The 25,228-nt window shown below is 63.3% G+C and carries 29 protein-coding genes; 12 read left to right on the plus strand and 17 right to left on the minus strand.

The window, feature by feature from the left end:
- Nucleotides 1–125 precede the first annotated feature (125 nt).
- Together B5M07_RS13895 and soxR are read right to left on the minus strand one after the other, a co-directional pair.
- The gene (locus tag B5M07_RS13895; RefSeq protein ID WP_120351746.1) at nt 126–1,778 is read right to left on the minus strand and encodes an electron transfer flavoprotein-ubiquinone oxidoreductase; all 1,653 of its coding nucleotides are present in this window, start codon (nt 1,776–1,778) and stop codon (nt 126–128) included.
- Nucleotides 1,779–1,904: 126 nt separating this feature from the next.
- A complete protein-coding gene (gene soxR, locus B5M07_RS13900; RefSeq protein WP_120351747.1) occupies nt 1,905–2,360 on the minus strand; it encodes a redox-sensitive transcriptional activator SoxR in 456 nt (151 codons plus the stop codon).
- A gap of 85 nt (nt 2,361–2,445) precedes the next feature.
- Between soxR and B5M07_RS13905 the strand changes: the two genes are divergently transcribed.
- The 3 genes from B5M07_RS13905 (at nt 2,446) to B5M07_RS13915 (ending at nt 4,521) form a co-directional block, all read left to right on the plus strand.
- The gene (locus tag B5M07_RS13905; RefSeq protein WP_120351748.1) at nt 2,446–2,826 is read left to right on the plus strand and encodes a VOC family protein; all 381 of its coding nucleotides are present in this window, start codon (nt 2,446–2,448) and stop codon (nt 2,824–2,826) included.
- A gap of 142 nt (nt 2,827–2,968) precedes the next feature.
- Nucleotides 2,969–3,439, plus strand: a complete 471-nt coding sequence (greA, locus tag B5M07_RS13910) for a transcription elongation factor GreA (protein ID WP_067624274.1) — start codon at nt 2,969–2,971, stop codon at nt 3,437–3,439.
- A 14-nt stretch (nt 3,440–3,453) separates the two neighbouring features.
- On the plus strand, nt 3,454–4,521 hold the full coding sequence (locus B5M07_RS13915) for a hypothetical protein (protein ID WP_254693931.1): 1,068 nt from the start codon (nt 3,454–3,456) through the stop codon (nt 4,519–4,521).
- A 9-nt stretch (nt 4,522–4,530) separates the two neighbouring features.
- Here the strand turns inward: B5M07_RS13915 and B5M07_RS13920 are convergent, their stop codons facing one another.
- From B5M07_RS13920 to B5M07_RS13930, 3 genes are read right to left on the minus strand one after another with little or no spacing between them, the layout of a single operon-like run.
- On the minus strand, nt 4,531–6,294 hold the full coding sequence (locus B5M07_RS13920) for a bifunctional molybdopterin-guanine dinucleotide biosynthesis adaptor protein MobB/molybdopterin molybdotransferase MoeA (protein WP_120351749.1): 1,764 nt from the start codon (nt 6,292–6,294) through the stop codon (nt 4,531–4,533).
- On the minus strand, nt 6,291–6,893 hold the full coding sequence (gene mobA / locus B5M07_RS13925) for a molybdenum cofactor guanylyltransferase MobA (RefSeq protein WP_120351750.1): 603 nt from the start codon (nt 6,891–6,893) through the stop codon (nt 6,291–6,293). The genes B5M07_RS13920 and mobA overlap by 4 nt, the downstream gene beginning before the upstream one ends.
- A gap of 4 nt (nt 6,894–6,897) precedes the next feature.
- Nucleotides 6,898–7,788, minus strand: coding sequence for a formate dehydrogenase accessory sulfurtransferase FdhD (locus tag B5M07_RS13930; RefSeq protein WP_067625048.1), 891 nt, complete (start codon nt 7,786–7,788; stop codon nt 6,898–6,900).
- A gap of 49 nt (nt 7,789–7,837) precedes the next feature.
- Between B5M07_RS13930 and B5M07_RS13935 the strand changes: the two genes are divergently transcribed.
- Together B5M07_RS13935 and B5M07_RS13940 are read left to right on the plus strand one after the other, a co-directional pair.
- Complete coding sequence (locus tag B5M07_RS13935; protein ID WP_120351751.1) at nt 7,838–8,560, plus strand: AzlC family ABC transporter permease; 723 nt, start codon at nt 7,838–7,840, stop codon at nt 8,558–8,560.
- A complete protein-coding gene (locus tag B5M07_RS13940; protein ID WP_067625053.1) occupies nt 8,560–8,886 on the plus strand; it encodes an AzlD domain-containing protein in 327 nt (108 codons plus the stop codon). Before B5M07_RS13935 ends, B5M07_RS13940 begins: the two co-directional genes overlap by 1 nt.
- A gap of 9 nt (nt 8,887–8,895) precedes the next feature.
- On the opposite strand, the gene B5M07_RS13945 is transcribed toward B5M07_RS13940, so the two are convergent.
- From B5M07_RS13945 to B5M07_RS13965, 5 genes are all read right to left on the minus strand, one after another.
- Nucleotides 8,896–9,504 carry a hypothetical protein gene (locus tag B5M07_RS13945; protein ID WP_120351752.1) on the minus strand — a complete coding sequence of 203 codons (609 nt, stop codon included), beginning with the start codon at nt 9,502–9,504 and terminating at the stop codon, nt 8,896–8,898.
- A gap of 33 nt (nt 9,505–9,537) precedes the next feature.
- A complete protein-coding gene (locus B5M07_RS13950) occupies nt 9,538–9,672 on the minus strand; it encodes an aa3-type cytochrome c oxidase subunit IV (protein ID WP_067625061.1) in 135 nt (44 codons plus the stop codon).
- Nucleotides 9,673–9,827: 155 nt separating this feature from the next.
- Nucleotides 9,828–10,286, minus strand: a complete 459-nt coding sequence (locus B5M07_RS13955) for a DUF6173 family protein (protein WP_067625065.1) — start codon at nt 10,284–10,286, stop codon at nt 9,828–9,830.
- A 3-nt stretch (nt 10,287–10,289) separates the two neighbouring features.
- Nucleotides 10,290–11,366 (minus strand): MBL fold metallo-hydrolase, encoded by a 1,077-nt coding sequence (locus B5M07_RS13960; RefSeq protein WP_120351753.1) that lies wholly within the window; start codon nt 11,364–11,366, stop codon nt 10,290–10,292.
- Nucleotides 11,366–13,093: an acyl-CoA dehydrogenase gene (locus B5M07_RS13965; protein WP_120351754.1), complete on the minus strand. Its 1,728-nt coding sequence runs from the start codon at nt 13,091–13,093 to the stop codon at nt 11,366–11,368. Before B5M07_RS13965 ends, B5M07_RS13960 begins: the two co-directional genes overlap by 1 nt.
- Before the next feature lie 158 nt (nt 13,094–13,251).
- Between B5M07_RS13965 and B5M07_RS13970 the strand changes: the two genes are divergently transcribed.
- The gene (locus B5M07_RS13970; RefSeq protein ID WP_120351755.1) at nt 13,252–14,184 is read left to right on the plus strand and encodes an L-threonylcarbamoyladenylate synthase; all 933 of its coding nucleotides are present in this window, start codon (nt 13,252–13,254) and stop codon (nt 14,182–14,184) included.
- On the opposite strand, the gene B5M07_RS13975 is transcribed toward B5M07_RS13970, so the two are convergent.
- Complete coding sequence (locus B5M07_RS13975; RefSeq protein ID WP_120351756.1) at nt 14,181–14,735, minus strand: YqgE/AlgH family protein; 555 nt, start codon at nt 14,733–14,735, stop codon at nt 14,181–14,183. The genes B5M07_RS13970 and B5M07_RS13975 overlap by 4 nt on opposite strands.
- A gap of 164 nt (nt 14,736–14,899) precedes the next feature.
- On the opposite strand from B5M07_RS13975, the gene B5M07_RS13980 reads away from it, so the two are divergent.
- On the plus strand, nt 14,900–15,712 hold the full coding sequence (locus tag B5M07_RS13980) for a protein-disulfide reductase DsbD domain-containing protein (protein WP_120351757.1): 813 nt from the start codon (nt 14,900–14,902) through the stop codon (nt 15,710–15,712).
- Between the two features lie 9 nt (nt 15,713–15,721).
- On the opposite strand, the gene moaB is transcribed toward B5M07_RS13980, so the two are convergent.
- Genes moaB through B5M07_RS13995 form a run of 3 tightly spaced genes read right to left on the minus strand, consistent with a single transcriptional unit; the run spans nt 15,722 to nt 17,632 of the window.
- Nucleotides 15,722–16,264, minus strand: a complete 543-nt coding sequence (gene moaB, locus B5M07_RS13985; RefSeq protein WP_120351758.1) for a molybdenum cofactor biosynthesis protein B — start codon at nt 16,262–16,264, stop codon at nt 15,722–15,724.
- Nucleotides 16,261–16,875: a LysE family translocator gene (locus tag B5M07_RS13990; protein WP_067938287.1), complete on the minus strand. Its 615-nt coding sequence runs from the start codon at nt 16,873–16,875 to the stop codon at nt 16,261–16,263. Before B5M07_RS13990 ends, moaB begins: the two co-directional genes overlap by 4 nt.
- Nucleotides 16,868–17,632, minus strand: a complete 765-nt coding sequence (locus tag B5M07_RS13995; protein WP_120351759.1) for a uracil-DNA glycosylase — start codon at nt 17,630–17,632, stop codon at nt 16,868–16,870. Before B5M07_RS13995 ends, B5M07_RS13990 begins: the two co-directional genes overlap by 8 nt.
- Before the next feature lie 108 nt (nt 17,633–17,740).
- On the opposite strand from B5M07_RS13995, the gene B5M07_RS14000 reads away from it, so the two are divergent.
- The 4 genes from B5M07_RS14000 (at nt 17,741) to plsY (ending at nt 21,418) form a co-directional block, all read left to right on the plus strand.
- A complete protein-coding gene (locus tag B5M07_RS14000; RefSeq protein WP_120352278.1) occupies nt 17,741–18,688 on the plus strand; it encodes an aspartate carbamoyltransferase catalytic subunit in 948 nt (315 codons plus the stop codon).
- Between the two features lie 56 nt (nt 18,689–18,744).
- Nucleotides 18,745–19,278, plus strand: a complete 534-nt coding sequence (locus B5M07_RS14005) for a hypothetical protein (protein WP_120351760.1) — start codon at nt 18,745–18,747, stop codon at nt 19,276–19,278.
- Nucleotides 19,279–19,529: 251 nt separating this feature from the next.
- Nucleotides 19,530–20,810, plus strand: coding sequence for a dihydroorotase (pyrC, locus tag B5M07_RS14010; protein ID WP_120351761.1), 1,281 nt, complete (start codon nt 19,530–19,532; stop codon nt 20,808–20,810).
- Nucleotides 20,810–21,418, plus strand: a complete 609-nt coding sequence (plsY, locus tag B5M07_RS14015; protein WP_120351762.1) for a glycerol-3-phosphate 1-O-acyltransferase PlsY — start codon at nt 20,810–20,812, stop codon at nt 21,416–21,418. Before pyrC ends, plsY begins: the two co-directional genes overlap by 1 nt.
- Before the next feature lie 35 nt (nt 21,419–21,453).
- Here the strand turns inward: plsY and B5M07_RS14020 are convergent, their stop codons facing one another.
- The 3 genes from B5M07_RS14020 to B5M07_RS14030 all read right to left on the minus strand — a co-directional run bounded on the left by B5M07_RS14020 (nt 21,454) and on the right by B5M07_RS14030 (nt 24,187).
- Nucleotides 21,454–22,824: a glutamate--cysteine ligase gene (locus tag B5M07_RS14020; RefSeq protein WP_120351763.1), complete on the minus strand. Its 1,371-nt coding sequence runs from the start codon at nt 22,822–22,824 to the stop codon at nt 21,454–21,456.
- 96 nt (nt 22,825–22,920) lie between these two features.
- Entirely contained in the window at nt 22,921–23,451 is a 531-nt protein-coding gene (locus tag B5M07_RS14025) for a hypothetical protein (RefSeq protein ID WP_120351764.1), read from the minus strand.
- 16 nt (nt 23,452–23,467) lie between these two features.
- Nucleotides 23,468–24,187 carry a 16S rRNA (uracil(1498)-N(3))-methyltransferase gene (locus B5M07_RS14030; RefSeq protein WP_120351765.1) on the minus strand — a complete coding sequence of 240 codons (720 nt, stop codon included), beginning with the start codon at nt 24,185–24,187 and terminating at the stop codon, nt 23,468–23,470.
- Nucleotides 24,188–24,199: 12 nt separating this feature from the next.
- On the opposite strand from B5M07_RS14030, the gene ubiA reads away from it, so the two are divergent.
- Entirely contained in the window at nt 24,200–25,174 is a 975-nt protein-coding gene (gene ubiA / locus B5M07_RS14035) for a 4-hydroxybenzoate octaprenyltransferase (RefSeq protein WP_120351766.1), read from the plus strand.
- Nucleotides 25,175–25,228 lie beyond the last annotated feature (54 nt).

Consider the following 25,228-nt stretch of genomic DNA (forward strand, 5'->3'; position numbering starts at 1 on the left):
TGCCCGGGCGCAATGGCGGGGCCGCGATGAGGCATGCAGCCGACAGGATTTCGCCGATTCAGACAAAGAAAGGACCGACACGCCCTCGCATGCCGGTCCTTTGATTGTGCCTGTTGGCGACCCGTTTACATGTTTGGATAGTTTGGCCCGTCGCCGCCCTGCGGGGTGGTCCAGACGATATTCTGCGTCGGGTCCTTGATGTCGCAGGTCTTGCAATGGACGCAGTTCTGGAAGTTGATCTGGAACCGCGTCTCGCCGGTTTTCTCATCCTCGACGAACTCATAGACCCCCGCCGGACAATAGCGGGCCGAGGGGCCGGCGTATTTCGGCAGGTTCACCTCGACCGGAATGCTCGGGTCTTTCAGCTTGAGGTGCGCAGGCTGGCTTTCCTCGTGATTGGTGAACGAGAAGGCCACGTTGGTCAGACGGTCAAAGCTGAGCTTCCCGTCGGGCTTGGGGTAGTCGATCTTCTTGTGCTTATCCGCAGGCTCGGTCGCCTCGGCGTCCGATTTGCCATGGCTCAGCGTGCCCAAAAGCGAGAAGCCGAGCGTGTTGGTCCACATGTCAAAGCCACCAAGCGCCAGCGAAGCGGTGAGCCCGTATTTCGACCACAGCGGTTTGACGTTGCGCACTTTCTTGAGGTCTTCGGCAATCGGGCCTTCGCGCACATCCGTCTCATATTCGGTCAGCTCATCACCGCCCCGCCCTGCTTGGATCGCGGCATAGGCGGCCTCAGCCGCTGCCTTGCCCGAGAGCATGGCGTTGTGGTTGCCCTTGATGCGCGGCACGTTGACCATGCCGACCGAGCAGCCCAGCATCGCCACGCCGGGGGCCACCATCTTGGGCATCGACTGATAGCCGCCTTCGGTGATTGCCCGCGCGCCGTAGGCCACACGTTTACCCCCCTCGAGCAACTCGGCCACCATCGGGTGATGCTTGAAGCGCTGGAATTCCATGTAAGGGAAGACATGCGGGTTTTTGTAGCCAAGGTGAACGACGAAGCCGACGTAAACCTGATTGTTCTCAAGGTGATAGATGAAAGACCCGCCGCCCGCGTTGCTGTTCAGCGGCCAGCCCATCGTGTGGGTGACGGTGCCTTCTTTGTGCTTGGCGGGGTCGATCTCCCAGATTTCTTTCATGCCAAGACCGTATTTCTGCGGCTCTTTGCCCTCATCCAGCCCGTATTTCGCGATCACCTGTTTGCTCAGGCTGCCGCGCACGCCTTCGGAGAGGAAGACATATTTGCCGTGCAACTCCATGCCCGGCTCATAGCTTGGGCCGGGGGTGCCATCGGCCTGACGGCCCATCTCACCGGCGACAACGCCTTTGACTTCGCCATTCTCGCCGAACACAAGTTCAGAGCAGGCCATGCCGGGGAAGACTTCGACGCCCAGTTCCTCGGCCTGTTCGGCCATCCAACGGCAGACATTGCCCATGGAGACGATGTAGTTGCCGTGGTTTTTCATCAGCGGGGGCATGGGGAATTCGGGGATACGCAGCTTGCCCGCCTCGCCCAGCAGGTAAAAGTTGTCTTCTTTCACCGGCACATTGATCGGCGCGCCTTTTTCTTTCCAATCGGGGATCAGCGCGTCCAGCCCGCAGGGGTCAAGCACCGCGCCCGAGAGGATATGCGCGCCCACTTCCGAGCCCTTCTCCAGCACCACGACATTGCAATCGGCGTCCAACTGCTTGAGCCGGATCGCAGCCGACAGGCCAGCAGGCCCGGCGCCGACGATCACAACGTCATATTCCATCGCTTCGCGTTCAATCTCGGCCATTTTGGTGCTCCCTCACGGCAAATTCGGTTTGGATTTGGCTAAACCACCGCCGCGCGCAATGCAATCGCGACCCTGCGTTTATTGCGCAAAACATGGCCTCAGCGACATAACATGACGCGCGACCTGTCAGGCCGCCGGTTCGTCCCCCATCAGATAGCGCGGTCCGGGGCCTTTTTCACCTGCTTGGTCGATAGGATTGTAAAGCGCGCAGGCTTCGAGGCTCAGACAGCCACAGCCGATGCAGCCGTCAAGATTGTCACGCAGCCTGTTTAGGGTGGCGATGCGCGCGTCGAGGGCGGCGCGAAACCCTTCGGAAATGCGGGTCCAATCGGCCTTGGTGGGCGTGCGCCCGCCCGGCAAGCGGTCCAACTCAGCCTTGATCTGTGGCAGGGTGAAACCGAATTGCTGGGCGATCATGACGAAACTCAGCCGCCGCAGATCGGCCCGATCAAACCGCCGCTGCCCGCCCGCATTGCGCCACGGCGAGATCAACCCCTGCGCCTCATAGTAGCGAATGGCCGAAACGGCGAGCCCGGTGCGCTTGGCCAAAGCCCCGATCGGCAGCCCCTCATTCACCGCCATTTCGCCCTCATAAATCCCTTGACCTAAAGTTAGGTTTAACAATTACGCTCAGATGGCACAAGCGATCACAAAAAGGATAAACGCCATGCCCGCGCAACTTGAACATGCCAATTTCACCGTCTCTGACCCCGCCGCCACCGCCAATTGGATGCGCGAGGTCTTTGGCTGGCACCTGAGATGGGAGGGCGACGCCATGGCCGGGGGCCACACCAAACATGTCGGCACCGAGGCGCATTACGTCGCGCTCTACAATCCCGGCAATGCGGGCACTCTTACGAACACCAGCTACGAAACTATCGGTGCGCTCAACCACATCGCGGTCGTGGTGGATGACCTCGACGCCACCGAAAATGCCGTGCTGGCGCAGGGCTTCACCTCCGGAAACCACGCCGACTATGAGCCCGGACGGCGGTTTTATTTCCACGATGCGGACGGGATCGAATATGAGGTCGTGCAATACGATTGACGGCAGTCAACCGCCGACCCTGAGGCCGTTAGGCACTTGCAATTGGCGGGCAGTTTGGGTCAGGTATCTGCCAAGTTAACACGCAATTGGCCGCCCCCCGGCGAAAACCCGGGTGCGGCCCTCATTATGTAGGCACACCGCCATGGAAAAGATCCCGATGACCCGCGACGGTCACACCGCGCTCGAAGTCGAACTCAAGCAGCTCAAGTCGGTTGAACGGCCCGCCATCATCAAGGCCATCGCCGAAGCGCGCGAACATGGTGACCTGTCGGAAAATGCCGAGTATCATTCCGCCAAGGAAAAGCAGTCTTTCATCGAAGGCCGCATCAAAGAGCTTGAGGGCGTGATCTCGCTCGCGGATGTGATTGACCCCAAGAAACTGTCGGGGTCGATCAAATTCGGGGCTACGGTGACGCTGGTGGATGAGGACACCGACGAAGAGAAGACCTATCAGATCGTTGGTGAATATGAGGCCAATATCGAAAAGGGCCTTTTGAACATCAAGTCGCCCATCGCCCGCGCGCTGATCGGCAAAGACGAAGGTGATTCCGTCGAGGTGCGCACCCCCGGGGGGCAAAAATCCTATGAGGTTCTCAAGATCGTTTACGCTTGACCGGGAAGGCTGACATGGCAGAGCCCGACGCTTCGACACCCCAAGATCAAGCCCCCCGCGCCCCGCGCGGCGGGAACGGCGCCGCGCGGCCTACGTCGATGGGCGTATACGACCGCCCAAAACCCAACAGCATCACAGAGATTGAGATCATCGCGGGCGCGCTTTCGGCGCTTTGGCTGCTTGGCACGGCGATCTATTTCACCTTCATTGCCGCAGAGGTGCCGGAAGGGGCCAATGACGGGGGGCTGCGCGGGCTGCTGATCCTGTTGGTGGTGATCTTGCCGGTCGCGATGATCTGGGTCGGGGCCACCGCCGCCCGTGCCGGGCGGGTCATGCGCGAGGAAATCCAACGCCTACAAGCCGCGATTGATGCCATCCGGTATTCCTATATCTCGCAACAGCAGGGCAACAAACCTGCGGGCGACAGCAACATCGCGCGCAAGCTCGATGAACTCACCGCCAGCGCCCGCAAGACCGAGATCGCGCTGGCCGGGCTTCAGGGCCGCGACGAGACTGCGCGCCCCGTCACCCCAGCCCCCGCGCCCACACCGCCCGCCGCCGAAGACCAGCCGACGCTGGCGCTTGGCACGCAGGCGGGCGACAAGACACAGCCGCTCTCGGCCGAGGATTTCACCCGCGCGCTTAACTTCCCCGAAACGGCGGAAGACCAAGCCGGGTTCGACGCGCTGCGCCGTGCGTTGAAAGACCGCTCCGCCTCGCAACTGGTGCAGGCCGCGCAGGACGTGCTGACCCTGCTCAGCCAAGACGGCATCTATATGGACGACCTGCGCCCCGATCGCGCCCGCCCCGAGATCTGGCGTCAGTTCGCCAGCGGTGCGCGGGGCCGTACAATCGCGCCTTTGGGTGGCATCCGCGACCGCTCTTCACTGGCGCTGGCCAATGCGCGTATGCGGCAAGACCCGATCTTTCGCGATGCCGCGCATCACTTCCTGCGCCGGTTTGACCGGACCTTTGCCGAGTTCGAGAAACAGGCAACCGATGAGGAAATCTCATCGCTGGCTGACACCCGCACTGCCCGCGCCTTTATGCTGCTGGGCCGCTGTGCGGGCACCTTCGACTGACGCGCGGCCTTAGCTGGTAAAACTGCCGTAAGGAATGAAACGGACGAGATCGCCGGGCGCAATGTCGCGCGCGGTCTCGTCCAACTCGACCAGCCCTTCGGCCCAGCTTAGCCCGCTGATACGCCCCGATCCTTCGGAGGCGAAAACCTCCGCCCGGCCATCGCGCATCCGGGCGCGCAGGTATTCGCGCCGCCCGGCCTTTTTACGTTTCTCAAAGGCGGCAAGCACATCAAAGCCCTGCGGTTCCTGCCAGCCGCCCCCGGCAAGCAGCGTCATGGCGGGCCGCGCGAAAATCAACGAACAGACCATCGCCGCCACCGGATTGCCTGGCAGCCCGAACACCGGCACGCCTTGCCACAGGCCAAGCGCCAAAGGCCGCCCCGGCTTCACCGCGATCCGCCAAAGCTGCATCGCTCCCGTCTCGGTCAACAGGGCCGAGACGTGGTCTTCGTCCCCCGCCGAAGCGCCGCCGCTGGTCAGGATCACATCCACCTGCCCCGCCGCCGCGTCGAGCCTTGCGCGCAGCGCCGCGCGGTCGTCGGCCACGCGGCCCAGATCGACGGTCTCGTGCCCAAAGTCCGTCGCGAGTTGCAGCAACATGGGGCGGTTGGCGTCGTAAATCTGCCCGTCGCGTGCTGCCTCCCCCATCTCGACCAATTCGTCGCCGGTTGAGATCACGCCGACCTTCAATCGCTTGCGTAGGCGCACCTCTGCCACACCTGCTGCCGCCATCAATGCCAGTTCCGCCGGACCAACGCGCGTGCCTGCGGCGAGGATCACATCGCCGGCTTGTACATCCTCTCCGGCTTTGCGGGTGTTCGCCCCCTGTTTCACCGGTCCGTGAAACCGCAACATGCCGCCCTCGGCAGTCACGTCTTCTTGCAGGATCACGGTATCCACGCCCTCAGGCAGCGCCGCGCCGGTCAGCACGCGGATCGCTTGGCCCGCAGGCACTGCGCCGGGGCGATCCCCTGCCGCTGCACGGCCCGGCACCAGCGGAAGCTCATGCAACCCTTCGCCGCGCCCACCGGCAAAACCGTAGCCATCGACCGCCGTGTTCGGCAGCGGCGGGTTCGCGCGGAGGGCTGTGACATCTTCGGCCACGATACGCCCCCCGGCATCGGCGGCGGGAAAGGTTTCCGCCCCAGTCACAGGGTGGAGGCGCTCTTTCAACAGCGCCAGCGCATCATCCACCGGGGTCCAATGCACGCCGGGTGGGAGGGCAAAGCAATCGTTGCGCAGGGGCGGGGGTGCGGTGGTGGCAGGTGCCGTTGGGGCGGCGATCAGCCCCACTTCGCGCAGGATGAAATCGGCAATCGCACGGGTGTCGTTCAGGTCAAAAACAGGCCGGTCCATCTCAAGCGCCACGTCGCTGGCCACCGCCCGCACCGTCGGGTCATCCGGCGCGATCAGCGCGTTTCCGGTCTCGGCCCGGTGCGCTTCGACCTTGGGATGGCCATCGCGTTTGTAGCCTTCGATCAGCACCAGATCGACAGGCGAAAGCCGCGCCAGATGCGCGTCGAGCGGTGGCTCTTCGGCCCCGCGCAACTCATGCATCAAGGCAAAGCGCGCGCCGGAGGCCAGCAGCACCTCGCGCGCGCCCGCGACGCGGTGGCGGTGGCTGTCCTTGCCGGGGTGGTCCACGTCGAAAGTGTGATGCGCATGTTTGACGGTCGAGACGGTGAAGCCGCGCCCGGTGATCTCGGCCACCAACCGCTCCATCAATCCGGTCTTGCCCGCGTTCTTCCAACCGACGACACCGTAAACCCTCATGCCATCGCCTCTGCTTTCGCCAAATCCTCGGGCGTGTTCACGTTGAAGAAAGCGGCCTCATCGGGGAACAGCGCCTCGCGCCCGTCGTGCTGTTCGGTCCAGAGCACCACCTTGCGCAGCCCGCCCGCCAAAGCGCTGCGCAGATCGTCGCGCAGCGCCACGGGCCAGAGGCCAAAGGTCGGATGCCGCGCCGTGCCGCGTTTCACGTCCGGCGTCGCGGCCAAGGCGAGCGGATGGGCCATATCATCAGCGGCGAGTAGCAGACGGGGAACCAGATCACAGGGGAAGAAAGGCGTATCGGCAGCGGCGGTCACAATCGTATCGGCCCCCTGTTCGGCGGCCCAGTCGAGCCCGGCCAGCACGCCCGCAAGCGGCCCGGCGAAACCCTCGATACTGTCCGCCAGCACCGGCAGGCCCAGATCCGCAAAGCGCGCCGCATCGCCATTGGCATTGAGCGCAAGTCCCGCGACCTGCGGCTCCAGCCGGTCGATCACCGAGGATAGCAGCGTGCCCTGCCCCAGCGGCAGCAAGCCCTTATCACCGCCGCCCATACGGGTCGCCTGCCCGCCCGCCAGAATGACGCCAAGTGGTTGTTTCATCGCTTTATTCCTTCGCGCCTTTGCGCCCGCTTTTGCGCGGCTCCTCGGCCACGGTGGTCGGATCCGCGTCGCGGATCAACCGCCCCTCGCCCGCCAGACAGGTAAATCGCTGCCCGCGCATCCGCCCGATCAGCGTAAGATTCACCTGCTGCGCAATCTCCACCCCCCAAGCGGTGAAGCCCGAGCGGGACGCCAGCACCGGAATGCCCATCATCGCCGTCTTGATCACCATCTCAGAGGTCAGCCGCCCGGTGGTATAGAGCACTTTATCCTCGGCCCCGACCCCTTCGGAGAGCATCCAACCCGCGATCTTGTCGACCGCGTTGTGACGGCCCACATCCTCCATATAGACCAGCGGTCGGTCGCCTTGGCACAGCACGGTGCCGTGGATCGCCCCGGCCTCAAGATAAAGGCTCGGCGTCCGGTTGATCTTGGCCGCGAGCGCGTAAAGGTCCGAGGTGCGCACCGGCGTGTCGGGCAAGCGCACATCGGCCAGCCCCTCCATCATATCACCAAAGACCGTGCCCACGGCGCAACCGCTGGTGCGGGTCTTGCGCTGCATCTTGTCTTCGTAATCGGTGGCGCGTTTGGTGCGCACGACGACGGTCTCAAGCTCTTCGTCATAGTCGACGCCGGTGATCTCTTCGTCCGGGCGCAGCATCCCCTGATTGCGCAGAAAGCCGAGCGCCAGATAGGCCGGGTAATCGCCAATGGTCATGGCGGTCACGATCTCTTGTCGGTTGAGGAATATCGTCAGGGGGCGTTCTTCGACCACATTGATCGCCACCTCCGCGCCGGTGTGATCCACGCCAGAGACATTCCGCGTCAGTCGAACAGCAGTGGGATCGGGGGCGATCAGATAATTGCTAAGTTCATTGTCGCGGGCCAATTGTATCCCCTTCCGGTTAGGTCTAAGCCTTTGACATTATATTTAAGAGTTCGTCATGGCCATCACCACCACCAAATCCGCCTATCGCAAAGGTATCGTTGACGCATTGCCTTTCGTGCTGGTGATCATCCCCTTCGCCTCTCTCTTTGGTCTATTGGCGACAGAGGCCGGGTTGAACGTATTCGAGACGCTGACATTCTCGATCATGGTGATCGCCGGGGCCGCGCAGTTCACGGCGCTGCAACTGTTGCAAGAAGACGTACCCACGGCCATCGTGCTGGCCTCGGCGCTGGCGGTGAACCTGCGCATGGCGATGTATTCGGCCTCTCTCACCCCGTGGATCGGCGGCGCGCCGCTGTGGCAGCGGGCGCTGGCGGCCTATATGACGGTCGATCAATCCTATGTGGCGGCGATGACCCAATATGAGCGGGAACCGCAGATGACGGTGCCGCAGCGGATGGCCTATTTCTTTGGAACCGTGACGCCGGTGGTGCCGCTTTGGTATATCTTCACGCTGATTGGCGCGATGGTTGGCTCCAGCGTGCCGGACAGTTGGGCGCTGGACTTTGCCATCCCGATCACCTTTCTGGCCATGATCGCGCCGATGTTTCGCACACTGGCCCATGTGGCGGCGGCGCTTGTTGCGGTGATCGTGAGCCTCATCGCTGTCGATGTGCCCTATGCGCTTGGGCTGATCATCGCGGGGCTTGCTGGCATGATCACCGGCGCGCAGGTCGAGGCGTGGATGGAACGGCGCAAACCGGGGAGCACGGCATGATGATCGACAGAACCTCACTTTGGATCGTGATCATCGGTCTTGGGCTGGGCAGCTTTTTCCTGCGCTTTGTCTTTACCGGATTGGTCGGCAACAAGCAGATGCCCGCGTGGCTGTTGCGGCATCTGCGTTATACCGCCGTGGCGATTCTGCCCGCGCTGGTGGCACCGCAGGTGCTTTGGCCCTCGGGCACGGACGGGCAGTTCGACCTGCCGCGTGTGACTGCGGCGGTGGTCACGCTGGGCGTGGGACTGGCGAGCAAGAACGTGCTCGCCGCGATCCTGTCAGGGGCCGCGGCGCTCTATGGGATGCTCTATCTGGTGGGGTAAGCGCGGGCGCTACTGGCGGGCCAGTTGCGCTGCACGCAGGGCGTCGATCACATCGCCCTCATCATCTTCGTAATATTTCGTTGTGGTGACACCCGGCAGAGTCTCAAACCGTTCTTGCAGCTTGACGGGGTAGAACGTCGACCCAACGCTTTGAAAGCCGGGGATTTGGCTGAGAATGCCGCTGGTGGCATTGGCGCAAAATGCACCGGGCACCGCCCCGTTGGAGGTCACCAACCGAAGCGCCCGTTCGGCCACTTCGGGGCTGACCGGGATTTCCTGACTGACCACATGAAAGGTGCTGCGGGCATGGGCGGATTTATAGGCCTGCAGCCACGCGGGCGTCACCCCGTAGAGCACATCGCCCCGCTCGGCCATCCGCGCGTCCCGGAACGATCCGGCGGGGTCAAAGATCACCCGCTGCGAGCCGTTTACCATCAGGGCAGTATGTCCGCCGCTGCCGGTGCGGTTGTTCACCATGGTCATCAAAGTGAGGGAGGGCGGCTCGGGCGAGCGATAGGCCGCACGCGCCACGACATCGGGCGGGCTATCGGGGCTTTGATCCACCGAACAGCCAGCCAGAACGCCTACCAAGGCAATCGTCGTCAAGAGAGTTTTCAAAGGGTTACCCTCTCACGCAGGGATAGGGCGTGATCAACCGGCAAAGATCGCCAGCAGAACCAGGATCGCCAGGATGACAACGGCGCTGCGCGTCACGAAGGTCATGAACCCGTCAAAGGTCTTTTGCTGTGGTTCGTAATTCATGCTGCCGTGTTCGTGTTCAGCCATTTTCGTCTCCCTAAGACAATCTGTTGGCGCTGATTAACCTATTCGTAACACCCTGTCACGGGGGGATGATAATCAGAAAACCATACTAGCGTTACGCGAAATTACGCGCTAGAGGGGAATCTTACACTTGCGCGCACGCGAAAGAGTCGTGCAGGTCAGGTCTCTTCCAGATCGGCGACCAAACGAAAGCCGATCCTTTGCGGTGCGGCATCGGGCACTTTCTTTGGCAGGGCCCGCAACATCACGTTTAACTGCCCCACATGCTGCACCAATTGCGCCCGCGCCCCTGCCGGATCGACGCCGTAAAATGTGATGATGTCGGGGTCGAAATACCCCATGCCTTCGATCCGCAGCACCCCGGCGTCGCCCCCGGCAAAGCCAATCGCCGCCTCATGGTCATTGTCGAGCTTTTCTTCAAAATTCTTGAGATAAAGCACGACCCGCTCATAGGCCCATTGCGCGGGCGACTTCTGTTTCACCGGCTTGTCGGTTACCGATTTGGGCAGCGGCTGGTCGCCTGACTTGGGCTGATCCGCGCCTGTATGCACCTCATGCATACGCGGCAGTGCGGCCTCCTCATAGGCTTCGGCCGCCGTTTTCACCTCATCGCCCATCGCTCACCCCTTGCGCTGATACACCCATGCGCCATCCGCCTCACGCAACACGCGCGTGGCCTCTCCGGCTTGGTAAAGGTGGCTCAGATGGGCGACGGCTTCAACCAGCGCTAGGCCATATTCCGCCTCGCCAATGCTGCGCTTGAACAGCGGCGCGAAGCATTCCGAGGCCGATTTCGGCGTGTCGATATAGGCCAGCAGGCGGCGCAGGGCGCTGTGGTGGTTCTCGATCAACTGTTTAAGTCGCGTCGGCAGGCCGGTGAAGGGCAGTTTGTGCCCGCCAAGTACCAGATGATCCTCGCGCGCCAAGGGTAGGAAACGCTCGCAAGCCTCCAACCATTCGCCGATGGGGTCGGCCATGGGCTCCGTCGGGTAGACGCCGATGTTGGGGCTGATGGAGGGCAGGATTTGATCCCCCGCGATCACCAAATTGTCATCCCGGCTCCAGAAAGTGGCGTGTTCGGGCGCATGGCCATTGCCGATATGCACATCCCAATCGCGCCCGCCCATGCGGATCACGTCATCCTGCCGGATCCGGGTGAAGCCTAGCGGCAGCGGGGCCACGACGTCGGAAAAATTAAAAGGCCGTTCGTTGGCGCGTTTGTCGTAGAGCTCCGCCGCCATGCCCGATTTACGATAAAACGACAGGGATTCGGCGACCGGCACCTCTTGCACGTCCAACGTCAGCATCCGCGCGGTGAGCCATGCGGTCCGTGTGGTGACCAGTTCCGCGCCATGCTCCGTCTGCAACCAACCGGCAAGGCCGATGTGATCGGGGTGATGATGGGTGACGACCACGCGCGAGATCGGTTTGCGGCCCAGCGGTCCGGCCATCAGCCCCTGCCAGATGTCCTTTGCCCGGCGCGAAGCGAAACCGGTGTCGATCACCGTCCAGCTGTCACCTTCGTCCAGCGCATAGACGTTGACGTGATCCAGCTTCATCGGCAGCGGCAGGCGGAACCAAAGCACCCCCGGCGCCACTTCTATCGCCTCCCCCTCGGCGGGGGGCACGTCCCATGGATAGCGCAGCCCCTTGGGCGGTTTCGGCGTGGTGGCGGAGAGGGTGGCCTGTTCTGTCATCAGCTTCTCAGGTCTTCGACATCAAGCGCATAGAGGTCTTCGGCCCCCGCCTGCGCATGGGCCAGCAGCCCCTGATGCTCGGGCAAGAGGCGTTGGATGTAAAATCGCGCCAGCTTTTCACGTGCACCGCTGCCGCCTGCGGCTTTCTCGGCCATGGCGGCTTGCAAATGCAGATGCCCGCCCAGCACACGGGCAAAGGCGCGCAGGTAAGGCACGGCCCCGGCGAAGCGCTCGTTCATGTCCTTTTGCGCGGTCATCCATTCGGTCGCTTCGCGCAGGGTCTCGCTGGCTTGCCAGACGGCATCGGCCATGCGGGGAAACGGGTCGCGCGCGGTCTCGGCATCGGCTTCGATTTCGTCCAGCAGCCGGTTCGCTGCCTCACCGCCGTCCATCATTTTGCGGGCGACAAGGTCCATCGCCTGAATGCCGTTGGTGCCCTCATAAATCGCCGTGACGCGTACATCGCGGCTGAACTGCGCAGCGCCGGTTTCTTCGATAAAGCCCATGCCGCCATGCACCTGCACGCCCATCTCGGCAACGCTCATGCCTACGTCAGTGCCGAAAGCCTTGGTGATCGGCGTCAGGAACGCCGCCCGCGCCGCCCATTCGTCGCCCTGCCCGGCGCGCGCCATGTCGCTGGCATAGGCACAGCTGAGCGCAATCGCGCGGGAGGCAAAAATATCGGCCTTCATGCTTAGCAGCATCCGGCGCACATCGGCATGATCCACGATCGTGCCAGTGCCGCCCTCAACGGGCGAACGGCCCTGCTTGCGCTCCAGCGCATAGTCCAGCGCAAGTTGATAGGCCCCTTCAGCGGCCCCAATGCCCTGCTCTCCAACGCCTAGCCGCGCATTGTTCATCATCGTAAACATCGCCGCCATGCCGCCGCCCTCGCGGCCGATGATCCAGCCGGTGGCATTGTCATATTGCATCACCGCGGTGGGCGAGCCGTGCAGCCCCATCTTATGCTCAAGGCTGACAACGCTGACGCCATTGCGCTGGCCCGGCTCCCCATTCTCATCGGGGATGAACTTGGGCACGAGGAAAAGACTGATCCCCTTGGTCCCCGCAGGCGCACCCGGCAAACGCGCGAGGACGAGATGGCAGACATTGCCCGCAAAATCATTGTCGCCCCAAGAGATATAGATTTTCTGGCCCGAAACCGCGTAGGTCCCGTCGGCATTGTCCTCCGCCCGGCTGCTGAGCGCGCCCACGTCCGACCCTGCCTGCGGCTCGGTCAGGTTCATCGTGCCGGTCCATTCGCCGCTGATCAGCTTGGGCAGGTAGAGGGTCTTGATCGTGTCGCTTGCGTGATGCTCCAACGCTTCGATCTGGCCTTGGCTCATCAAAGGTGCGAGTTGCAGCGACAGGCAAGCGCCGCTCATCATCTCGTTGACTGCGCTGGTCAGGGTCATCGGCAGGCCCATGCCGCCGAATTCAGGGTCGGCCGACATGCCGATCCAACCGCCCTCGGCAATCGCGGCAAAGCCTTCGGCAAAACCCGGAGAGGTCCGCACGATGCCGTTCTCCAACTTCGCGGGATGCAGATCGCCGCCACGTTGCAGGGGCGCCAGCACGTCATTACAAAGCCGCCCCGCCTCCTCCAAAATTGCGCCGGTCAAGTCATCGGTGGCCTCGGCGTAGCGGTCAGTGGCGCGGAGGGCTGCGAAATCCAGCACATCTTCGATCAGAAAACGGTAGTCATCCACGGCGGCGCGGTACGGCATATCATATCCTCCTGAAAGGCGCGCTTGATCTGGCAAGCCTGACATGGCCCTGATAAAGGCTGGTTTATGTTGCCGCCAGCATGAAATGCCCGGCCGCCCCCCGCAACCCAAACGCGGCGTCACGGGATGCTGCAGGATTAGACAGGATTAGCCCTGCTATGACCGAGACGCTGACCCCCACGCCCCAAGGCATCGCCCGCGCGGCGAAGCTGCTGCAAGACGGTGCGCTGGTCGCTCTGCCGACCGAGACGGTCTATGGCCTTGGCGCGGATGCCCGCAATGGGGAAGCCGTGGCGGGCATTTATGCCGCCAAGGGGCGGCCCAGCTTCAATCCGCTGATCGTGCATTTGCCGGATATCGAGACGGCCAAACGATACGTTGAGTGGACGGACGAGGCCGACCGGTTGGCGCAGGCCTTTTGGCCCGGCGCGCTGACATTGGTCTTACCGCTCAAACCCGACAGCGGGCTGTCGTCACTGGTCACGGCGGGATTGCCCAGCCTTGCGGTGCGCGTGCCAGCCCACCCCGCCATGCGGCAGGTCTTGCAGGCACTCGATGGTCCCGTGGCCGCGCCCTCGGCCAACCCCTCGGGCAAGATCAGCGCGACCACGGCTGCGCATGTGCTGGCGGGCCTCGACGGTAAGATCGCGGCGGTACTGGATGACGGCGCCTGCACTGTTGGTTTGGAAAGCACGATCCTCGGTCTGACCGGCCCCCGCCCCGCCCTGCTCCGCGCAGGCGGCCTGCCGAGTGAGGCGATAGAGGCGGCGCTCGGGCAGCCGCTAGAGATCGTCGATGGGGCAGAGATCATCGCGCCGGGGCAGTTGGCTTCTCACTACGCCCCCGGCGCGGCGGTGCGGTTGAACGCGGAAACGGCTGGGCCGGGCGAAGTGTTGCTTGGCTTTGGAACGATGGTTTGCGACCTCAACCTCTCGCCCTCCGGCGACCTGACCGAGGCTGCGGCGAAGCTTTTTGACCATCTGCACCAGTTGGACGCCACCGGACAGAGCATCGCCGTAGCGCCGATCCCCGATCACGGCTTGGGCCGCGCGATCAACGACCGTTTGGCCCGCGCCGCCGCCCCGCGCTAGGCGTGGCCGGCTGAGGCCGAAAGCCCCAAGGGGTCAATGCCCAGCGTTTTGAGCGCCGCCGCCCATTTCTCTGCATCCGGCAGGTCAAAAATCACCTCTGGCGAGGCCTCGCAGGTCAGCCAGCCGTTCTGCGCAATCTCGCCCTCCAACTGCCCCGGCCCCCAGCCCGCATAGCCCAGCATCAACTGCGCGCGCTCTGGCCCCTTGCCGGTGGCGATGTCTTCTAGGATGTCGCGCGTGGCGGTCAGCGCAATGCCATCGCCGACCCGCAGCGTTTCAAGGGCAGAGCGGTATTCATCGGAATGCAGCACAAAGCCGCGCCCCGTCTCGACCGGGCCGCCGAAATGCACCGCCAGAGATTTCGCCTGCGGCGGCGTGTCATCGACCAATTGATCCAGCACATCCGACAGGCGCAGTTCCGGGGCGGGTTTGTTGACCATCAGCCCCATCGCGCCCTGTTCTGAATGCGCAGAAAGATAGATTACGGAATGGGCGAAACGTGGATCGCCCATGCCCGGCATCGCGACCAGCAGTTTGCCCGTCAGTTCCATTGTCTGACCCGTCAACGCCCACCTCCTGAAGGTAACCTTTCTTTGAACATGGCCGCTTGCGCCCTACAAAACAAGAGATGCCGCCCGCCGCCCGCCCCATCGGCGAAACATGGATGATGCAAATGTGACTTGGCAGGCGCGGATGGATACCGCATCAAGACCCCATGAATATATCGCGCCTCTTCTCCGCCGTTCTTTCCTGCCTTGCCCTTGCCCTGCCTGCCGCCGCACAGGACGGTGTCGGCACGCCGTTGCAGGGTGATCTGCTCACTGGTTGGCAACAGTCTGACGGGCGGCGGGTGGCGGCGATCCGGCTGCGCATGGCACCGGGGTGGAAGACCTATTGGCGCAGCCCCGGTGACGCAGGCATTCCGCCAGAGTTCGACTGGTCCGGCTCTGACAACCTGCGCGATGTGCAAATCACATGGCCCGCGCCCAAGGTCTTTGACCAAGGCGGTGTGAACTCCATTGGCTATGCCCGCGAAGTGATCCTGCCGCTGACCATCACCCCGCGCCGCCCCGGTGCCCCGGTAAGCTTGGACGCCAGCATCGACCTTGGCGTGTGCAGTGACATCTGCCTGCCACAAACCATCCGCCTGCGCGCCCTGCTCGACACCCGTGACAGCAAGCCCACCCCGGCCATCGCCGCCGCCTTTGCAGCGCGGCCCTATTCGGGGGCCGAGGCTGGATTGAAAAGCGCCCAATGCAGCCTGCGCCCCACCGCGCGGGGGCTGGAGATCGAAACCCGGCTTGCCCTGCCCTCTGCCGGGGGTAAGGAGACCGTGGTGATTGAGCCCGGCAACCCCAACATGTGGATGAGCGAGATGGACAGCCAGCGGTCGGGCAATACACTTGTCGCCAGCGGAGAGATGATCGCCGAGAACGGCACGGCGCTGGCATTGGACCGCTCTGCCATTCGGATCACCGTCATCGGGCAGGATCACAGTGTCGAGATCACGGGCTGCACCTCTGGCTAAGCCACGGCGCTACTTGCGGCGTTGATGCTCGTCCAGCCGGGGCATGATCTCTACGAAATTGCAGGGCATATGGCGGTAGTCCAACTGCTTGAGCAGTATGCCGTCCCATGCGTCTTTGCAGGCCCCCGGGCTGCCGGGCAACGCGAAGAGATACGTCCCCTGCGCCACCCCGCCCGTCGCACGGCTTTGCACGGCGCTGGTGCCGATCTTCTCCATTGAAATCATGGTGAAGACTGTGCCGAAAGCGTCGATCTCTTTCTCATAGACATCGCGGTGCGCCTCGACGGTCACGTCGCGCCCCGTAAGCCCGGTGCCGCCCGTGCTGATCACCACGTCGATTTCAGGGTCCGCGCACCAGTCGCGCAGTTGCGCCGCGATGGCGGGTCGGTCGTCGGTCACGATCTCGCGGGCGGCCAGCACATGGCCCGCCGCTTCGATCCGTCCGACCAGCACATCACCCGAACGGTCCTCGGCCAAGCTGCGGCTGTCCGAAACGGTCAGCACGGCAATTCTCACGGGGATGAACTCCCGGCTGTCGTCGATCCTGCTCATGTCCGCTCCATCATTGCCAAACGCGCGGCCAGTGCCACGAAAATGCCGCTGCTGATCCAACCGAGCACACGCCCGCCCCCGGCCAGCCGTCGCCCGATTCCGGCAGCGAAGACTCCCACCGCGCCGTTGATGACGAAACCGCCCAAGGCCAGCACCGCGCCAAAGGTCAAGAACTGCGCCAAGACCGGCCCAGCCTCTGGCACCACGAATTGCGGCAGAAAGGCCAGCACGAAAAGGATCACCTTGGGGTTGGTCAAATTGACGATAAACCCGGTGTTAAACGCCCGCCAGCCGCCCATGCCGGGCGTCGTGTCGCGCGGCTTTCCAGCCTGTCGCAGCGTTTGAACCGCAAGCCACAGCAGATAGGCCACGCCAAGCCAGCGGATCAGATCAAGCGCCCAAGGCAGCGCCGCCACCAGCGCCCCAAGACCAAGCCCCGCCAGCGTCACATGCACCAAAGCGCCCGCGGAGATCCCGGCACTCGCCGCCAGCGCGGCACGCGGGCCCGAACGCAGCCCCTGCCCAAGGCAAAACATCATATCCGCCCCCGGTGTCAGGTTCAGCGCCAAGGCGGCAGGCACGAAAGCCAGAAGGGTCAGCGCATCAACCATCGCGCAGCCTGGCCTGAACGCTGAGCAGATCGGCCCAAGCCTCGCGCTTGGCCTCGGGGTTGCGCAGAAGGTAGCCGGGATGCACCATCGGCATGCAGGAAAGATCGGCGGCTTTGGTCCAATTGCCCCGCAACCGCATGATGCTGCGTTTTTCCAGCAGTGATTGGCAGGACCAATTGCCAAAGAGCACCAGCACCTTGGGCTTGGCCAATTCGATATGACGCTGCACAAAGGGGCGCATCATCGCAATCTCATCCGGTTTCGGGTCGCGCCCCTGCGGCGTGCGCCACGGTAGGATATTCGACAGGTAGACATTGCGGTCCCGCCCCATGTCGATCGCCGCCAGCATCCGGTCAAGCATCTGACCCGTGCGCCCCACGAAAGGCTTGCCCGCGCGGTCTTCGTCGCGGTCGGGGGATTCGCCAAAGATCATCAAAGGCGCGCCCGGCACCCCATCGGCAAAGACCAGATTGCGCGCACCCTTGTGAAGCTCGCAATGTTCGAACCCTTGGACCGCGGCGCGCAACTCTTCCAAGGTCTGCGCGCCCCGCGCGGCGCGGCGGGCCAAGGCGACGGGGTCGGGCGTTTCCGACGCCTGCAAAGGCTGGGGGCCCTTGCCGATCTTGGCGCTGGCTTTGGGCGGGCTTGCGGGCACCTCATAGCGGTTGACCGGGGCGTCGCAAATCGCCTCGGTCGCGCCAAGCTCAACCTGCCACGCCAGCATCTCTGCCGCCTGATGATAATCGAATGATTCCATGGCCGCAGCTTACGCCCTGTGGGCGGGGGGCGAAATGCCCTATCGCTGCGCTTTACGCGCCAACCCACCCGCGCCTATAAGGCGGCAACAGCAGAAGGGATCGCCACCATGTCATTCGCCCATCGCCACCTGCTTGGCATCGAACAACTCTCGCAGGCAGACATCACCACCCTGCTGGATCTGGCCGACACCTATGCCGACCGCAACCGCCAGCCCAACAAACACTCTGACGCGCTGCGCGGGCTGACGCAGATCAATATGTTCTTTGAAAACTCCACCCGCACGCAGGCGAGTTTCGAGATCGCGGGCAAGCGTCTAGGCGCGGATGTGATGAACATGGCGATGCAGGCCAGCTCGATCAAAAAAGGCGAAACGCTGATCGACACGGCGATGACGCTGAACGCAATGCACCCCGATCTGCTGGTGGTACGCCATCCGCAATCCGGCGCGGTGGACCTGCTGGCGCAGAAGGTGAACTGCGCCGTGCTCAACGCAGGCGACGGGCGGCACGAGCACCCCACACAGGCACTGCTGGATGCGCTGACGATCCGCCGCGCCAAGGGTAGGCTGCACCGCCTCAGCATCGCGATCTGCGGCGATATCGCGCACAGCCGGGTGGCGCGGTCGAACATCCTACTGCTTGGCAAGATGGAGAACCGCATCCGCCTTGTCGGCCCGCCGACCCTGATGCCGAGCCAGATCGACCAATTTGGCGTCGAAGTCTTTGACGACATGAAAAAGGGGCTCGAAGGTGTCGATGTGGTGATGATGCTGCGCCTCCAGAAAGAGCGGATGGACGGCGGGTTCATCCCCTCCGAGCGCGAGTATTATCACCGCTACGGGCTGGATGCCGAAAAGCTCGCCCATGCCAGCCCCGATGCCATTGTCATGCATCCCGGCCCGATGAACCGCGGGGTTGAGATTGACGGCACGCTGGCCGATGACATCAATCGCTCGGTGATCCAAGATCAGGTAGAGATGGGCGTCGCCGTGCGCATGGCCGCAATGGACCTGCTGGCGCGCAACCACATCGCCGCCCAGCCCGGCGCGATCTGAGCGGAACCCCAATGGGCCAAGCGGCGTTTTCCTGAGAACAGTTAAAGGAAGCCGTCATGCCCCATACAGAAGTCGCCCCGCAAGAAGCCGGCAAAGTCCGGGTCTACACCCTCTCGCTCTCGGATGACGAGGCGCGGGCCATGCGTGATGATGAGACCGCACAGGCCGCCGCCCTTGGGGTCGAGCGGATTGACGCGGCCTATACAGAGGTCTTTCGGGTTGCCGACCTAGATCAACTGGGGCTTGCGGGCTATCTGCGCGACGGCAATGGCGTGAACCCCAACCAGATCGAGACGGACCGCAGCAAGCTTGCCGCGCTCGACGGCTGGGTAATGATCGTCTACTCCCGCGCTTTCGCCGGGCAGTCGCTGCAACTGGCTCCGATCCCGGCGCTGACCCATATCGGCACCTATACCGAAGGCGGCCCCGACACGCCCGTGCAAGCGATGGAAGCCGAAGCCGCCCAGCCCTACACCGGCATCCCCCGCGTCTCTCCGGCTGAGCCTGCAAAGGGCGGTGGCGGCAAGACGATGGTGATCGTGGCCGTTGTCGCGCTGATCCTGCTGGTCATCTGGTGGCTGCTGGCCTAAGGCGAAAACCGCTGGCACCCTTGGTGCTGGCGGGTTACATCTGGCCCATGCAAGAACCTGAACACGATCCCAAGATGTCTGGCCGTATTGCGATGGTCGCCCTTCTGGTGGCTTTTGGCGTGGTCGGTATGATGATTTGGATCGGCGGTTAAGGGCGACACCTGCCTCAGAAAACCGCGAAAACCGCTTGGTCTGGGGGGCGATTTGGGGCATGACAGCGGCGCATCCGCTATCGCATCAAAGGCCTGCCCATGACCCAGTTCTTCACCAACCTGCGCCTTCTAGACCCCGAAGCCAGCACGCTTGAGCCAGCCGCTGTTTTGGTCCGCGATGGGGTGATTGCCGAGGTTCTGGTCGGTGGCGCCACAGCGCCCGACGGCGCAGAGGTGATCGATTGCGGTGGTCATATCCTCGCCCCCGGCATCGTCGATATCGGCGTGAAAGTTTGCGAACCGGGCGAGCGGCACAAGGAAAGCTACCGCTCTGCCGGGCTGGCCGCAGCAGCGGGAGGGGTGACCACAATGGTCACGCGCCCTGATACCGATCCGGCCATCGACAGCCCCGAAACACTCGAATTCGTCACCCGCCGCGCCAATGAGGCAGCGCCGGTGAATGTGGTCCCCATGGCCGCACTTACCAAAGGCCGCGAAGGCCGCGAGATGACCGAGATCGGTTTTCTGATGGATGCAGGCGCCGCCGCCTTTACCGATTGCGACCGCGTTGTGACGGATACCAAAGTCTTCTCCCGCGCGCTGACCTATGCGCGCAGCCTTGGTGCACTCGTCATCGCCCACCCGCAGGATCCGGGGCTGAGCAAGGGGGCGGCTGTCACCTCCGGCAAATTCGCCTCGTTGCGCGGCCTGCCTGCCGTGTCGCCCATGGCCGAACGCATGGGACTGGACCGCGACATTGCCCTGATCGAGATGACCGGCGCGCGGTATCACGCAGACCAGATCACCACCGCACGCGCCCTGCCCGCGCTGGAACGCGCCAAGCGCAACGGGCTCGACATCACCGCGGGCGTGGGCATCCACCATCTGACGCTGAATGCGCTCGACGTGGCCGATTATCGGACCTTCTTTAAGGTGAAACCGCCACTGCGCGACGAGGAAGACCGCATCGCCGTGGTCGAAGCCGTCGCCAGCGGCCTGATCGATATCATCTGCTCTATGCACACCCCGCAGGACGAAGAAAGCAAACGCCTGCCCTTCGAGGAAGCCGCCAGCGGCGCGGTCGGGCTGGAAACGCTGCTGCCCGCCGCCCTGCGATTGGTCCATGCCGAGATGATGGACCTGCCGACACTCTGGCGCGCGCTGTCGCTGAACCCGGCCAAACGGCTCGGCCTGCCCGGCGGGCGGATTGCCGTGGGTGCGCCTGCGGATCTCGTGCTGTTCAACCCCGACGCCCCCTTCGTGTTGGACCGCGCGACGCTGCGGTCAAAATCCCGCAACACGCCCTTTGACGGGATGCGGATGCAGGGTAAGGTCGTGGCAACTTATGTTGCAGGCTCCTGCGTTTACGAGGCGAATTGATGCCCCCTATCGACACTTCTATTGAAATGATCCTTTTTTGGGCGCTGGCGGGCTACGTCATCGGCTCTATCGCCTTTGGCATGCTGCTGGCGCGGCTGATGGGGCTGGGCAACCTGCGCGATATCGGGTCGGGCAACATCGGCGCGACCAATGTGCTGCGCACCGGCAACAAAAAAGCCGCGGCGCTGACGCTGTTGCTGGACGGGGCCAAGGGGGCCGTTGCGGTCTTGCTCGCCCGCGCCTTTGCTGGCGAAGACGCGGCGCAGGCGGCGGCGCTCGGCGCGATGATCGGTCATTGCTATCCGGTCTGGCTTGGCTTTCGCGGCGGCAAAGGGGTGGCGACCTTTTTGGGCCTCATGCTGGCGCTGGCATGGCCTGTCGGGCTGGCGTGTTGTGCGGTCTGGTTGATTACTGCGACACTCTCGCGCATCTCGTCCCTGTCGGCGCTGGCAGCGGCGGCAAGCTCGACCTTTTTGCTGGTGTTCCTCGGCTATGGGGAAATGCTGCTTTTGGGCATCGCCCTGACGCTGCTCATCTTTTGGCGGCACCGCGACAACATCCGCCGCATTCGAAGCGGTAAGGAATCGCGGATCGGTCAGAAAGGCTGACACCGCCCCGAAGGCGGCATCAGCCTCTTCATGCTTTAGTAGGAATATTCAGCGTAGATACGGCTTAGATCGCCGCTCCATGGCCCATGATAATCCGCCAACAGATCATCCGCAGGCACGCGGCCTGTCTCGATACTGTCGCGCAGGGCGTTGAGGAAATGCGTCTCATCCGGGACCAGCCCGCCTGCGCCGGGACGGGCGCGGGCTTTCAAACCTGCCTCTGACAGGGCCACCGCCTCGCGTGCCAGATCATGCATTTTCAGCCCGCCAACCTCGGCCTGAAGGCCGTGGGTCGAGGCCGCGATACGCAGCTCTTCTCGGGTGTCGGCATCCCAATCCTTGACCAAATCCCAAGCGCCATCCAACGCGCTCTGGTCATACATCAGCCCAACCCAGAAGGCCGGAAGGGCGCAAAGACGCCGCCACGGGCCACCATCGGCACCACGCATTTCGATGAATTTCTTCACCCGCGCCTCGGGGAACAGCGTGGTCAGATGATCGGCCCAATCGCTCAGCGTCGGCTTCTCGCCGGGCAGCGCAGGCAGCTCGCCCTTCAGAAAATCGCGGAAGGACTGGCCGAGCGCGTCGATATATTTGCCATCGCGGTAGACAAAATACATCGGCACATCGAGCGCATATTGCACCCAAGCCTCAAACCCAAAACCCTCGTCAAAGACGAAAGGCACCATCCCAGTGCGGGCATCATCCAGATTGCGCCACACCAACCCGCGGGTGGATTTCACGCCATTGGGCTTGCCGTCGAGGAAGGGTGAATTGGCAAAAAGCGCATTGGCGATGGGCTGCATTGCCACGGCGACGCGCATCTTTTGCACCATGTCGGCTTCCGTCGCGAAATCGAGGTTCACCTGAACGGTGCAGGTGCGGCGCATCATGGTGGTGCCCATGGTGCCGACCTTTTGCATATAGCCGTCCATCAACTTGTAGCGGCCCTTGGGCATCAAATCCATCTGCTCATGCGACCACTCGGGCGCGGCGCCCAGACCGATGAAGCCCACGCCGATCTCATCGGCCACATCTTTGACCTCGCGCAGGTGGGTGTTCACCTCATCGCAAGTTTCATGGATGGTTTCGACTGGCGCGCCCGACAGCTCCAACTGCCCGCCCGGCTCAAGACTGATGTTCGCACCCTCTTTTTCCAGCCCGATAAGCTTGCCACCCTCTTCGACCGGCGCCCAGCCGTGACGGTCACGCAGCCCTTCCAGCATCACCCGGATTGAGCGGTCGCCCTCATAGGGCAGCGGCTTATGAGTATCAGTGCAATAGCCGAATTTCTCGTGTTCTGTGCCGATGCGCCAATCTTCTTTTGGCTTGCAGCCGTCGGCCAGATACTGCGCCATTTGGTCATGATGTTCGATCGGGCCGCCGCCGGATTGAGGAATGGACATTTGCGAGGGCTCCGTTTTGAAGGGTCGTCTTGGGTGTCTTCTAAGGTGACGACTTGGCGTCGTGTTTAGCAGGGATGGGCGGATTTGCCGGGGCTGTCAATGCAGCAAGACATGCGCCGGGCGCAGCGGCGCGCGCTCCCAGATCACAACGGCGTCATGGCGGGTCTTGCGCAACTCAAAGAGCATCCGCTCGGTGCGCAGGCCCGGCAGGGCGGCGAAAGCGTCAAAAAGCGCCTCGGAGCCAGCGGCATTCACCGGGATCAGCAGGGGCGCTTTATCGTCGCGCGGCTCAAGCCGCCAATGGGCGGGAAACATCTGTCGGTCGAGGCTGAGCCGCTGCAGTTCGCGCAGAGCGACCGTGCCGCCGGTCAGCGGGCCGAAATAGGTGATCTGCCCCTCGACAACCTGAACGGCCCCCGCCCCGTCACCTTCACCGCGAAAACGGGCACGTTGTACGCCGATCCAGATCAGCGCCGCGCCCCCGGCAAGCGCCGCATAGCCCGGGACCGCCAGCAAAAAGCCCGGCCCGGCCACCAGCCAGAGCCCAAAGAGCATCAGCCCGCCGCCGACGATCGCTTCGCGCCAGCGCCAAAGCTGGTCGCGGGCCCCTTGGCGCAGGAAACTCATTGGGCCATCCTTTGCATCACCAGTCTCCCAAAGCCTGCTGCCACATCGTCATCGCCGCCACCGCCGCCGTATCGGCCCGCAGGATGCGCGGCCCCAGTGTGACGGCGTGGGCATGATCAAACCCGTGCAAGCGCTTGCGTTCTCCTTCCGAAAACCCACCTTCGGGACCGATGAGAATAGCCCATGGTCCGCCTGCCCCCGTGGGAAGCGCGCCGCTCTCGCCAGCCAAAGCCTCATCGCAGAACATGATCTGACGGTTGCTGCCCCATTGATCCAGCAGCCGCCCTAGCTTCACCGCCTCGGCGACCTCGGGCACATAGGTGCCGCCGCATTGCTCTGCCGCCTCGACCGCATGGGCCTGAAGGCGCGGCTGCTGCACGCGGCCTGCGTTGGTAAATTCAGTCATCACCGGGACAATGCGCGACGCGCCCATCTCGGCGGCTTTTTCAACAATAAAGTCGGTGCGGGTCTTTTTAATCGGCGCGAAAAGCAGCCACAGGTCAGGCGGCATCTGCAAAGGTTTGATCTGCTCGACGCAGGTCAGAACACCGCCGCGCTTGCCCGCCTCGGCCACTTCGGCCAGCCATTCGCCATCGCGCCCGTTGAACAAAAGCACCCCGGCCCCGACCGACAGGCGCATCACCCCAAAGAGGTAATGCGCTTGCTCGCGCGCCAAAGGAACCGTTTGCCCCTGCCCCAAGGGCTGATCTACATACAATCTGATTTTCGCATTCATGGGGCCAGATATATGCACAACCAGCCGCCTTCGCCAGATGCTACGCCCGATGCGCCTGTTGCCGATGCTGTGACCGACAATTGGGTCGACCGTTACGCCCCTGCCGGACTGCGCCCCTACCTGCGGCTGAGCCGCGCGGATCGGCCCATTGGCACATGGCTGTTGCTGCTGCCCTGCTGGTGGGGGCTGAGCCTTGCGATCCTTTTCGATCAGGCGCCCCGGTGGGAGGATCTGTGGATTTTCGCGGGCTGCGGCATCGGCGCTTTCCTGATGCGTGGGGCGGGCTGTACGTGGAACGACATCACCGACCGCAACATCGACGGCAAAGTCGCGCGCACCCGCTCGCGGCCGATCCCTTCGGGGGCGGTCACGGTGAAACAGGCGCTGGCGTGGATGGTGGGGCAAATGCTGCTGGCGCTGCTGATCCTGCTTTCCTTTAACCAAGCGGCCATTGCCATGGGCGTGCTGGCGCTGCTGCCGGTGGCTGTCTATCCCTTCGCCAAACGGTTCACATGGTGGCCGCAGGTCTTTCTGGGGCTCGCCTTTAACTGGGGCGCGATGCTGGCGTGGACGGCGCATGCGGGCACACTGCACGCTCCTGCGATCGTACTCTACCTCGCCGGGATCGCTTGGACTCTGTTCTATGACACGATCTATGCCCATCAGGATGCCGAGGATGACGCGCTGATCGGGGTCAAATCCACCGCCCGGCTCTTTGGAGAGAATTCTGGCAAATGGCTGCGGCGCTTCCTCATGGCGACTGTCGGTTTGATGGGGATCGCCGTGATCTATGCCGGTCTGCCAGAGGCCTCGGTGCTGGCGCTGGCGATTGCGCTTGGCGGGCCTTGGGCCATGGGATGGCATATGGCGTGGCAATTGCGCGGGCTGGACACCAAGGACAACGCCAAGCTCTTGCAGCTCTTTCGCGCCAACCGCGATACCGGCATGATCCCGCTGTTGTTTTTCGCAGCAAGTCTTCTGGCCTGATTGCACCCCCGGCAGGACGCGCGTATCAAGTCTTGAGCTTAACAACCAGAAGGC

The organism is Sulfitobacter sp. D7 (assembly GCF_003611275.1).
Lineage (GTDB): Bacteria > Pseudomonadota > Alphaproteobacteria > Rhodobacterales > Rhodobacteraceae > Sulfitobacter > Sulfitobacter profundi.

Coding starts and splice junctions, on each gene's coding strand:
- B5M07_RS13915 (WP_254693931.1), top strand. CDS start 3,454: ATGGCAGAGCCCGACGCTTCGACACCCCAAGATCAAGCCCCCCGCGCC.
- B5M07_RS13935 (WP_120351751.1), top strand. CDS start 7,838: ATGGCCATCACCACCACCAAATCCGCCTATCGCAAAGGTATCGTTGAC.
- B5M07_RS13970 (WP_120351755.1), top strand. CDS start 13,252: ATGACCGAGACGCTGACCCCCACGCCCCAAGGCATCGCCCGCGCGGCG.
- B5M07_RS14025 (WP_120351764.1), bottom strand. CDS start 23,451: ATGAGTTTCCTGCGCCAAGGGGCCCGCGACCAGCTTTGGCGCTGGCGC.
- B5M07_RS13965 (WP_120351754.1), bottom strand. CDS start 13,093: ATGCCGTACCGCGCCGCCGTGGATGACTACCGTTTTCTGATCGAAGAT.
- B5M07_RS13990 (WP_067938287.1), bottom strand. CDS start 16,875: ATGGTTGATGCGCTGACCCTTCTGGCTTTCGTGCCTGCCGCCTTGGCG.
- B5M07_RS13920 (WP_120351749.1), bottom strand. CDS start 6,294: ATGAGGGTTTACGGTGTCGTCGGTTGGAAGAACGCGGGCAAGACCGGA.
- ubiA (WP_120351766.1), top strand. CDS start 24,200: ATGCACAACCAGCCGCCTTCGCCAGATGCTACGCCCGATGCGCCTGTT.
- B5M07_RS14000 (WP_120352278.1), top strand. CDS start 17,741: ATGTCATTCGCCCATCGCCACCTGCTTGGCATCGAACAACTCTCGCAG.
- B5M07_RS13905 (WP_120351748.1), top strand. CDS start 2,446: ATGCCCGCGCAACTTGAACATGCCAATTTCACCGTCTCTGACCCCGCC.
- B5M07_RS13960 (WP_120351753.1), bottom strand. CDS start 11,366: ATGACAGAACAGGCCACCCTCTCCGCCACCACGCCGAAACCGCCCAAG.
- B5M07_RS13895 (WP_120351746.1), bottom strand. CDS start 1,778: ATGGCCGAGATTGAACGCGAAGCGATGGAATATGACGTTGTGATCGTC.
- pyrC (WP_120351761.1), top strand. CDS start 19,530: ATGACCCAGTTCTTCACCAACCTGCGCCTTCTAGACCCCGAAGCCAGC.
- moaB (WP_120351758.1), bottom strand. CDS start 16,264: ATGAGCAGGATCGACGACAGCCGGGAGTTCATCCCCGTGAGAATTGCC.
- B5M07_RS13955 (WP_067625065.1), bottom strand. CDS start 10,286: ATGGGCGATGAGGTGAAAACGGCGGCCGAAGCCTATGAGGAGGCCGCA.
- B5M07_RS13975 (WP_120351756.1), bottom strand. CDS start 14,735: ATGGAACTGACGGGCAAACTGCTGGTCGCGATGCCGGGCATGGGCGAT.
- B5M07_RS14005 (WP_120351760.1), top strand. CDS start 18,745: ATGCCCCATACAGAAGTCGCCCCGCAAGAAGCCGGCAAAGTCCGGGTC.
- plsY (WP_120351762.1), top strand. CDS start 20,810: ATGCCCCCTATCGACACTTCTATTGAAATGATCCTTTTTTGGGCGCTG.
- B5M07_RS13940 (WP_067625053.1), top strand. CDS start 8,560: ATGATCGACAGAACCTCACTTTGGATCGTGATCATCGGTCTTGGGCTG.
- mobA (WP_120351750.1), bottom strand. CDS start 6,893: ATGAAACAACCACTTGGCGTCATTCTGGCGGGCGGGCAGGCGACCCGT.
- B5M07_RS13950 (WP_067625061.1), bottom strand. CDS start 9,672: ATGGCTGAACACGAACACGGCAGCATGAATTACGAACCACAGCAAAAG.
- B5M07_RS13980 (WP_120351757.1), top strand. CDS start 14,900: ATGAATATATCGCGCCTCTTCTCCGCCGTTCTTTCCTGCCTTGCCCTT.
- greA (WP_067624274.1), top strand. CDS start 2,969: ATGGAAAAGATCCCGATGACCCGCGACGGTCACACCGCGCTCGAAGTC.
- B5M07_RS14030 (WP_120351765.1), bottom strand. CDS start 24,187: ATGAATGCGAAAATCAGATTGTATGTAGATCAGCCCTTGGGGCAGGGG.
- B5M07_RS13995 (WP_120351759.1), bottom strand. CDS start 17,632: ATGGAATCATTCGATTATCATCAGGCGGCAGAGATGCTGGCGTGGCAG.
- B5M07_RS14020 (WP_120351763.1), bottom strand. CDS start 22,824: ATGTCCATTCCTCAATCCGGCGGCGGCCCGATCGAACATCATGACCAA.
- soxR (WP_120351747.1), bottom strand. CDS start 2,360: ATGGCGGTGAATGAGGGGCTGCCGATCGGGGCTTTGGCCAAGCGCACC.